The sequence below is a fragment of the Pseudorhodoplanes sp. genome (assembly GCF_035565795.1).
Taxonomy (GTDB): Bacteria; Pseudomonadota; Alphaproteobacteria; order Rhizobiales; family Xanthobacteraceae; genus Pseudorhodoplanes.
Genome location: NZ_DATMRV010000132.1, coordinates 1 through 8,922 on the forward strand (window position 1 = coordinate 1; position 8,922 = coordinate 8,922).

The following is an 8,922-nucleotide window of genomic DNA, read 5'->3' on the forward strand; positions in this document are numbered from 1 at the left end:
CCCATGATGACGCTGATCTGCGGGATCACGCCGGAGGCGATGACATTGCGCTTGAACACTTCGCCGTAGCCGCCGAGCGCCGCCACGCCCTCCTGGATGCGGGCGCCGCCGGCATCGAACAGGCCGATGATCGGCGCGCGCGCCTTCAGCGCCATGTCCTGCACCTTCACGATCTTCTGCGCGTGGGTCTCCGACAGCGAGCCGCCGAACACAGTGAAATCCTTGGAGAACAGGAACACGGTGCGGCCGTTCACGGTGCCCCAGCCGGTGACCACGCCGTCGCCGGGAATCTTCGACTTTTCCATGCCGAAGTCGCTGGAGCGGTGCTCCACGAACATGTCGAATTCCTCGAACGATCCCTTGTCGAGGAGGAGCTCGATCCGCTCGCGGGCGGTCAGCTTGCCGCGCTTGTGCTGCGCCTCGATGCGGGCCTTTCCGCCGCCGAGCCTTGCGTCCTTGCGGCGGATGTCGAGCTTCTCGATGATGTCTTTCATGGGGTCCTTGGCCTGAAAACCGGCCTGACAGGAATAGCACGGAGTGCGAATGGGCGTCACGCGGGGCGCGCTTTGCTCCCCTCCCCCGCGAGCGAAGCGAGTGGTGGGGAGGGGTCGGGGGTGGGGGGACGTTTTGCGCAAGGGTTGGTATCGCCCCCACCCCGATCTCCTTCGCCATAGCGCGCCGAAGACGCGCGTAAACGCGCTTATGGCTCAGTCGATCAACCCTCCCCACCGCTTACGCGGGGGGAGAGTTGAGAGCCTTCCTGTTGAACGCCCGCAGCGCCACGGCGATCGCAATCAGCAGCATTGGCGCCCTTGCGGCAAAGCCGCTTTTCGCCCATGTGCCATGCCATGACCGACCCCGAAAAAGTGGCTGCTGTCATCGGCCTGCCGCGCATCCTGTTGCGGCTCGAAGGCCTCGCATTCGCACTGCTCGCCGTGCTTGTCTTTGACAGGCTTGGCGAGTCCTGGTGGCTGTTCGCCGCGCTGGTTCTCGTGCCGGACCTCAGTTTTCTCGGCTATCTCGCCGGTCCTCGCGTCGGTGCAGCCATCTACAACGCCGCACACAGCCTGATCGGTCCGGTTCTGCTCGCAGCTTTCGGCATTCTCATGCAGAACAACCTCCCGATCGCAGTCGCGGCGATCTGGATCGCGCATATCGGTTTCGACCGCGCACTCGGCTACGGGTTGAAATTCGGTCAGGGCTTCGCCTTCACCCATCTTGGCCGCATCGGCCGAACAAGGCCGCAGGGCTAGGCGGCGCCTTTGCGGTTAAACGCCCGCAGCGCCATTGCGATCGCGATCAGGATCACGCCGGCCAGCAGCACCGAGAGGGCATTGGCGCCGAGGATCGCGAACCATTGCGTATAGAAGTGAATGCCGCCGAATACGGCCGCGACATTGACGACCCAGCGCCGCCCTGCGCGCACGCCCCACACCCCGACGCCGATCAGCGCGATCGCCCAGCCGATCGAGAACACATAATCCGGGATGACGGCGCCCTTCGCCGTGAAGCTCGGCCCGCCCATCACGTCGTTCATGGTCAGATAGCGCCATAGCCGCAGCCGGTCGCCCCAGAGCGAACCGATCCAGAAGCCGAAATTGACAAGGACGATGGCCATGCGCGCCGCGGTCAGCGCGATCCGCTCATAGTCGGCGCGCACGCGCAGCGAGATCAGGTAGAGCACGAGCGCCAGGGCAGAGAAGATGACGATTGTGAGCGTCGGCTCCTGGATCGAGAGCGAGTACATCGCGTGCACGTAGCCGGTGCGCGCGCCGAGACATCCGGCAAGCGAGACGACCGACAGCGCCGCCATCAGGCTCGATCGCGCAATGATCGCCGCGGCACCAAAGACCATCGTGACGAACAAGGCGGCGCGCAACGAGCCGTTATCGAGAATGAGCAGCCCGCCCCCGCCGGTCAGCGCGCCGATCACGATCAGGGTCTGCGCCAGCAGGCTCACGACCTCGCCGCGCATCGCAAGCAGCAGGAAACCGAGCAGGAAAACAGCGCCGCCGATGATGGCGGCAGAGCCCGCGCTGAACTGGAATGCGGTCAGAAGGATCGCGACTGCGCCCGCACTCGCGGCGATCACGCCAAAGCCGGTCAGGATATTGAGACCGAGGTGGCCGGTCTCTTCCGCGGCGAGCGCCTTCAGGCGTTCGGCCTCAGCGGGAGTGAGCTTGCCCTCCTCGACAAGCTTGGACACATCGAGTGTGATTTTCATTTGGGACGCCGTCTGAAAAAGGGCCGCTGAAAGTCGGGATAAAATTACCGGCCAGATAGCAGTGTCTCGATCTGGCGAATGCGTTCATCGTAAACTCGTCCGACGCAGGGGATATCGGACCTACACTGCCCGCGTTGCGCGAGCCATGCGGATTGGGCCTTGAGCAATTGCTTCTGGGCCTCGGGCGACAACCGGGCGCGGTACTGGTTGAACACCTCGGATAACCGCAGGTCTCTGGCGGCCAGCGCGGCGTCGGCGCAGACCGCCATTTCATCCAGCTTGCGCGCCTTGCCGCAATCGAAGCTCGGACGCGGCGGGACGGCCGATCGCGCCGGGACCAGGGCCAGGCTGGCTTGGCGGTTGCCGCCCTGCAATTGCGCGATGCGGTTGCGATAGGCCTGTGCGATGCAGGCGGCATTGGTATCGCACAGCTTTCGCTGCGCTAGCCACTCGCCCTGCGCGACGCGCAGCGCCATCCGCGCATCGCCTCCAAGCCTGTCGGCCAGCGCGTAATAGACCTGCGACAGCGACCGATCGAGTGCCGCCAATTCCGCGTCGCCGCACACCGCCAGTTCATCGCGTCCGCGGGCGCGGGTGCAATCGAAGCTCGGCTGCGTGGTGAGTGGAATCGCAGACGCGGCATTCGGCCGCTGTGATTGCGACGGCTGGGGGCCTTGGGCCGGTTGCTCGGCTCGCGGCTGCGCCGGCGCGGCCGCAACGGCGCCACCCGATTGCGGCGGGGCGAAGTAAAACAACGGCCCGGACAGTTCGTCGTAATAAGCCGGACGCTGCTCGTGATTGACGGTGGCAGCCAGCGCCTCGACGTCCTCCCGCACCTCGCGCGCCAGATCGGTGATCGGCTTGCCCTCGACCGTGATCTTGCGCAGCAGCGTGCGCGTATAGACCGAGGTCGGCTCGCGGTCGTTATCGTCCAGCCGGTCGGCCGCGGTCTGGCCGAAGCCAGCCGAGAACAGGATAAAGAAGCCGCCCTGCCCCCTGGCCGGACGGCGCGAGGGCTCGACCAGCCCGCCGCTGCGACCGATCGAGCGCGTGCCGCTCTTCGCATAAGGATTGTCGCGGCAGGCATCGACGATGGCGATCTGAACATTCGAGCCGGTCGCGCGGATGCGCTCGATCAACGGCATCAGCGCGAAGGCTTCGTGTTTCAGCCCCTCCTTGTCGACACGGTCGGGACGCGGCGCGTCGATCGGCAGGAGGTAGTTCTCGCCATCGAGTGCAACACCGTGCCCTGAATAATGGATCAGCGCCACATCGTCCGGGCCGAGCTTGCGGGTGAACTCCGAAATGCCGTTGTTGAATGCGGCCCGGTCCGGATTGACCAGCAGATCGACTTCGAAGCCGACCGTCTCCAGCGCCTGCTTCATCGCACGCGCGTCACCGACAGCCTTCTGCAGCTTTGCGACATTGCGATAGTCGTCCGCGCCGATGACCAGCGCCCGCCGGGTCTGTGCGGCGGCCTGCGAGCTATTCAGCCCGGTCAGGGCAGCCGTTACGGCCAGCGCAAGCAGCAGGCGGACGGTCGATGTCACCATGAATTCGCTCCGAACCGGAGCGACTTAGCACAAATTGCTCCGACCCGGGCAAACCTGCGGCAAAGGTCGCGTGGTCAATTTCCAGAGAGCGGAGCAGCGATTATGTAACCGATGTCACCTTCCGTCGTTATGTACGGCCACCCAATATTGCTGGAGAACGTCCCATGAGCGCCGACAAGACCAAAGCCAAGCCTCGCCTCGCCACCCCCACCGACCTCGGCGGCAACGCCACCAAGGACATCAGCGGCGCCCTGAATGCTCTGCTCGCCGATACCTTTGCGCTGTATCTGAAAACCAAGAACTTCCACTGGCATGTCAGCGGACCGAATTTCCGCGACTACCACCTGATGTTCGACGAACAGGGCGACGAGATCTTCGCAACGACCGACGAGATTGCCGAACGCGTCCGCAAGATCGGCGGCACCACGCTGCGTTCGATCGGCGACATTGCCCGGCACCAGCGGCTGTCCGACAACGATGCGCCCTATGTCGACGCACAGGACATGCTGGCAGAGCTGCGTGAGGACAATCAGCGCTTGATCGCTGCGATGCGCCAGGTGCACGAGATCTGCGACGAGCATGGCGACGTCGCGACCGCGAGTCTCCTGGAGAACTACATCGATCAGGCGGAGAAGCGCGTGTGGTTCCTCTATGAGGCCGGACGCTCCGCGACCGCGACGGGACAGTAAGTCCGCCGCCATGTTTCGGGCTCGCGGTGCAAGAACCGTGAGCCCGCCCGGACTATTTCGTCAGTCCCAGAACCGTGGCAGCCGCCTTCATCTCGGCCTCGCGATGCGCGCGCCGTTCCATTGCAAGCGTATCGCGGCCCCATTGCTCCATCTGCCAGTCTTCATCGACATGCGCAGCCTTCCACGCATCGTCGGATCCGATCGCGCCTTCGGCGAGCGCCAGCGCAAGCAGCGCCGAGCCGGTGAGTGTCATCACCGAATGCGCGGCGCCGAGCCGCCAGGCATCGGCCGGAATCGCTTTGGCGGCCGCCTCGACCGCAGCCTGCGGCTGCGCGGCGAAGACAACGCCCTCCACCATGATGAAACGCGCACCGAGCGCATCCGCTGCCCAGCGCACAATCGGGTCCCACACTTCCGCCTGACGTTCCGTCAATCGCTCAGGGCCATCCGCGCGATAGAACAGAAGGTCTGATCCGAGATACTTGACGATCTCATCGCGCACTTCGCCGGGCTTGTCGGCAACGCCATCGATGATCGAATTGGCGAGCCGTGTGAGCGGCATATGTGCGGGATCGATCACGTCGGTCTGCGATTGCCATTCATCGGCAATCGCCTGCGCCAGCGGCCGCGTCGGTGCGGCGAGCGGACGGCGCGACGGTGTACGGACGGGCTTGCCGTCGAGAGTGACGACAAAGTGGCCGCCCTCCTCCGCCACACCTGCTTCTTCGTAGAAGCGTTTGCGCAACGTCGGACGCACGTTACGTCGAGCCGCTTCCATCGGGTCCAGCGGTTCGCTCTCGAACAGGTCTTCGAAGATATCGCGCATTTCAAATGTCCGGCGTCCGTCAGGCGGGCTCCCGCGCTACCATAAAAGCATCAATCCGGCGCGCGAGTTCCGGAAATCCGGACACGACCTCGTGCGCGCCGCTTTGCTCCAGCTGCGCGACCGGATGGTAGCCCCAGTTCACGCCGATGGCGTGCACGCCCGCAGCGCGCGCCATCTCCATGTCGTAGGTGGTGTCGCCGACCATGATGGTGTCCTGCGGCTCGACACCGGCCTCGCGCATGGCCTCGAAGATCATGCCGGGATGCGGCTTCGACGGCGCGTCGTCCGCGGTCTTGATGGTCGCAAAGCACGTCAGCAGTTCATGATGCGTGAGAATGGCGCGGACACCGCGCTGCGATTTTCCGGTCGCGACACCGAGGAGGCAATCGGCGCGCGCGGACAGATCGAGTACCACCTCGCGCGCACCCGGATAGAGCGGCTCCTGATGCTCCGGCGAGTGCCGCAGCTCGAAAAAGGCCTCCTTGTAGCGCTCGATCATGCCGTCGACGGGAAAATTCGAAACGCCCGCCCCCAGGGTGTCGAACGCCTCGCGCAGCGACAGCCCGACAATCGACAGCACCCGCTCGCGCGGCGGACAAACAATCTCGTGCGCGTCATAGGCGCGTTGCATCGCGGCACAGATCATGAGCTGGCTATCGACCAGCGTACCGTCGCAATCGAAGATGATGAGTTTCAGCGTTCAACTCCGCGTGACATGGATCAGGATCCGTGAGGCACCGCAGCACGCGTTGCCCGCAAACCGCAACGGACCCATTCCACTTTCGTATGAAGCCATCTTGTGCGCCGCACAAGCTTTGGCAGGTATGCGTTATACATGAGCCGCGCTGCCCACAATACGCCCAAACCCCGCCCAAATCCGCGCCCGATTTCGCTGGGTGAAAGCGGCGATGTGCGTGCATTGCCGCAAGGTTTCATAACCAAGAGTGATCTCGAAAGCCCGTGCCGCGACGGTACATCTGTGGCTTTTCAAAACTGGACTGAGTAAAATCTTGCGCGGAGTCGGTGAGCAACAAGCCGGCCCAACGGGGAAAGAAATGCCAGCCTGCCGTTTTCGGCTCGCCGGTCCCACCACGCAACGAGGAACCGAATGGTTCCGGGACACGTGCGAGAGGCGTCGATGAAACCGACCGAAATCGACGATCCCAATTACTTCCATAAGGTCGTGGACTGCCAGTGGGCGTGCCCGGCGCATACGCCCGTTCCCGAATACATCCGGCTGATCGCGCAAGGGCGCTATTCCGACGCCTACATGATCAACTGGAAGTCGAACGTGTTTCCGGGGATTCTCGGGCGCACCTGTGACCGTCCGTGCGAACCGGCCTGCCGGCGCGGCCGCGTCGAGAACGATCCGGTTGCGATCTGCCGCCTGAAACGCGTTGCTGCCGATTACAAGGACGATGTCTCCGCGCGCATGCCGAAGAAGGCGCGGATCAGGAATGGCAAGCGCATCGCACTCGTCGGTGGTGGTCCAGCGTCCCTCACCGTCGCGCGCGATCTCGCGCCGCTCGGCTATGACTGCGTGGTGTTCGACGGCGATCCGCAGGCCGGCGGCATGATGCGCACGCAGATTCCGAAATTCCGCCTGCCGGATTCCGTGATCGACGAGGAGACCGGATACATCCTCGACCTCGGCGTGGAATTCCGTGGCGGCCAGCGCATCAACTCGATGAAGGCGCTGCTCAACGAGAATTACGATGCGATCTTCGTCGGCTCCGGCGCACCGCGCGGCCGCGATCTCGACATTCCGGGGCGCAAGGAAGCGGCGCAGAACATCCATATCGGCATCGACTGGCTGTCCTCGATTGCGTTCGGCCATGTCGACAAGATCGGCAAGCGCGTGATCGTACTTGGCGGCGGCAATACTGCGATGGATTGCTGTCGCTCGGCCCGCCGCCTCGGCGGCGAAAGCGTGCAGGTTGTCGTTCGCTCGGGCTTCGACGAAATGAAGGCGTCTCCCTGGGAGAAGGAAGACGCCATGCACGAGGATATTCCGATCCACAATTTCCTGGTGCCGAAGGCATTCACCCACGAGAACGGCAAGCTCACCGGCATCACCTTCGAGAAGGTGAAGGCCGAATATGACGCCAAGGGCCGCCGCAACCTCGTGCCGTCTGGCGAACCCGATCAGCACTTCCCCTGCGACGACGTTCTGGTCGCAGTCGGACAGGAGAATGCCTATCCGTGGATCGAGCGCGACCTCGGCATCGAATTCAACAAGTGGGACATGCCGGTCGTGGACGAAAAGACGTTCGCCTCGACCCATCCGAAGGTGTTCTTCGGCGGCGACGCCGCGTTCGGCCCGAAGAACATTATCTGGGCGGTGTCGCACGGGCACGACGCCGCGCTGTCGATCCACAAGATGCTGTCCGGCGAGGACATCAGCGAGCGGCCGCTGCCGCATGTCGACATCGTCAGCCAGAAGATGGGCATCCACGAATGGTCGTATGACAACGACATCACGCTGGACCAGCGCTACCGGGTGCCGCTGCGCGAGAAGCAGGTCGCACTGCGCGACATCAAGGCCGAGGTCGAACTCGGCTATGACGTCCAGCTCGCGCTCGGCGAAGCGCATCGCTGCCTGAATTGCGACGTGCAGACCGTGTTCACGTCACAGCTTTGCATCGAGTGCGATGCCTGCGTCGATATCTGTCCGATGGACTGCATCACCTTCACGAAGAACGGGGACGAAGCCGATCTGCGGCAGCGGCTGGAAGCCCCCTCGCTCAACCTGTCCCAGGACCTCTACGTGCAGGACGGGCTGAAGACCGGCCGGGTCATGGTGAAGGACGAGGATGTCTGCCTGCATTGCGGGCTGTGCGCCGAACGCTGCCCGACCGGCGCCTGGGACATGCAGAAATACCTGATCGAAATGGCACATGCGGGTGATCGAGGATGTCAAGCGGCGCGCTCAGCAGCGTAAACGATTTCGTCATCCGCTTTGCCAATGTGAACGGCTCCGGCTCGGCAAGCGCGAATGAGATGTTCGCCCGTGCGGTGATGCGGATGGGCGTGCCGGTCTCGCCGCGCAACATCTTCCCCTCCAATATCCAGGGCCTGCCGACCTGGTACGAGGTACGCGTCACCGAGGAAGGCCATCTCGGGGCGCGCGGCGGCGTCGATTTCATGGTCGCGATGAATCCGCAGACCTTCGACAAGGATGTCGCGATGATCGAGCCGGGAGGGTACCTCCTCTACGACTCGACCAAGCCCCTTCCCCAGTCGAAATTCCGCGAGGACATCAACGTCATCGGCGTGCCGCTGACCGCGATCTGCAACAAGGAATATACCGATCCGCGCCAGCGCCAGCTGTTCAAGAACATCATCTATCTCGGCGCGCTGTCGGCGCTGCTCGACATGGACGTCAAGACGATCGAGGCGCTGATCGGTGAGCAATACAAGGGCAAGGACAAGCTGATCGGCCCGAACGTGCATGCGCTGCATCTCGGCCGAGACTGGGCGCTGACGAACCTGAAATGCCCGATCGGCCTGCGGGTGCGAAAGTCTGACAAGGTCGGCGACCGCATCTTCATCGAGGGCAACGCCGCCGCTGCGCTGGGTGCGGTCTATGGCGGCGCGACCGTCTGTGCCTGGTATCCGATCACGCCGTCG

General features: G+C 63.8%; 9 protein-coding genes. 4 read left to right on the forward strand and 5 right to left on the reverse strand.

The window, feature by feature from the left end; genetic code table 11:
* A partial coding sequence (locus tag VNZ93_RS12660) for a carboxyl transferase domain-containing protein (protein ID WP_325705251.1) occupies positions 1-494 on the reverse strand: 494 nt, incomplete at its 3' end.
* A 354-nt stretch (positions 495-848) separates the two neighbouring features.
* On the opposite strand from VNZ93_RS12660, the gene VNZ93_RS12665 reads away from it, so the two are divergent.
* On the forward strand, positions 849-1,253 hold the full coding sequence (locus VNZ93_RS12665) for a DUF4260 domain-containing protein (protein ID WP_325705254.1): 405 nt from the start codon (positions 849-851) through the stop codon (positions 1,251-1,253).
* Here VNZ93_RS12665 and VNZ93_RS12670 read toward each other — a convergent pair.
* Both VNZ93_RS12670 and VNZ93_RS12675 read right to left on the reverse strand, forming a co-directional pair.
* Complete coding sequence (locus tag VNZ93_RS12670; RefSeq protein ID WP_325705257.1) at positions 1,250-2,224, reverse strand: hypothetical protein; 975 nt, start codon at positions 2,222-2,224, stop codon at positions 1,250-1,252. The genes VNZ93_RS12665 and VNZ93_RS12670 overlap by 4 nt on opposite strands.
* Before the next feature lie 44 nt (positions 2,225-2,268).
* Positions 2,269-3,777, reverse strand: a complete 1,509-nt coding sequence (locus VNZ93_RS12675; protein ID WP_325705260.1) for a caspase family protein — start codon at positions 3,775-3,777, stop codon at positions 2,269-2,271.
* Positions 3,778-3,941: 164 nt separating this feature from the next.
* Here VNZ93_RS12675 and VNZ93_RS12680 point away from each other — a divergent pair, with 164 nt between their 5' ends.
* Positions 3,942-4,466, forward strand: a complete 525-nt coding sequence (locus VNZ93_RS12680; RefSeq protein WP_325705263.1) for a DNA starvation/stationary phase protection protein — start codon at positions 3,942-3,944, stop codon at positions 4,464-4,466.
* Between the two features lie 52 nt (positions 4,467-4,518).
* Here the strand turns inward: VNZ93_RS12680 and VNZ93_RS12685 are convergent, their stop codons facing one another.
* Positions 4,519-5,292, reverse strand: coding sequence for an ATP12 family chaperone protein (locus VNZ93_RS12685; RefSeq protein WP_325705266.1), 774 nt, complete (start codon positions 5,290-5,292; stop codon positions 4,519-4,521).
* Positions 5,293-5,311: 19 nt separating this feature from the next.
* Positions 5,312-5,989, reverse strand: a complete 678-nt coding sequence (locus tag VNZ93_RS12690) for an HAD-IA family hydrolase (protein ID WP_325705275.1) — start codon at positions 5,987-5,989, stop codon at positions 5,312-5,314.
* 441 nt (positions 5,990-6,430) lie between these two features.
* On the opposite strand from VNZ93_RS12690, the gene VNZ93_RS12695 reads away from it, so the two are divergent.
* Together VNZ93_RS12695 and VNZ93_RS12700 are read left to right on the forward strand one after the other, a co-directional pair.
* A complete protein-coding gene (locus VNZ93_RS12695; RefSeq protein WP_325705269.1) occupies positions 6,431-8,233 on the forward strand; it encodes an FAD-dependent oxidoreductase in 1,803 nt (600 codons plus the stop codon).
* Positions 8,206-8,922: 2-oxoacid:acceptor oxidoreductase family protein (locus VNZ93_RS12700; RefSeq protein WP_325705272.1), on the forward strand; the 717-nt coding region annotated here is incomplete at its 3' end. The genes VNZ93_RS12695 and VNZ93_RS12700, both read left to right, overlap by 28 nt.

What these genes read in the sequence shown, in the direction of transcription:
- VNZ93_RS12680 (WP_325705263.1), top strand. Translation starts at nt 3,942, where the DNA reads ATGAGCGCCGACAAGACCAAAGCCAAGCCTCGCCTCGCCACCCCCACC.
- VNZ93_RS12685 (WP_325705266.1), bottom strand. Translation starts at nt 5,292, where the DNA reads ATGCGCGATATCTTCGAAGACCTGTTCGAGAGCGAACCGCTGGACCCG.
- VNZ93_RS12670 (WP_325705257.1), bottom strand. Translation starts at nt 2,224, where the DNA reads ATGAAAATCACACTCGATGTGTCCAAGCTTGTCGAGGAGGGCAAGCTC.
- VNZ93_RS12675 (WP_325705260.1), bottom strand. Translation starts at nt 3,777, where the DNA reads ATGGTGACATCGACCGTCCGCCTGCTGCTTGCGCTGGCCGTAACGGCT.
- VNZ93_RS12695 (WP_325705269.1), top strand. Translation starts at nt 6,431, where the DNA reads ATGAAACCGACCGAAATCGACGATCCCAATTACTTCCATAAGGTCGTG.
- VNZ93_RS12665 (WP_325705254.1), top strand. Translation starts at nt 849, where the DNA reads ATGACCGACCCCGAAAAAGTGGCTGCTGTCATCGGCCTGCCGCGCATC.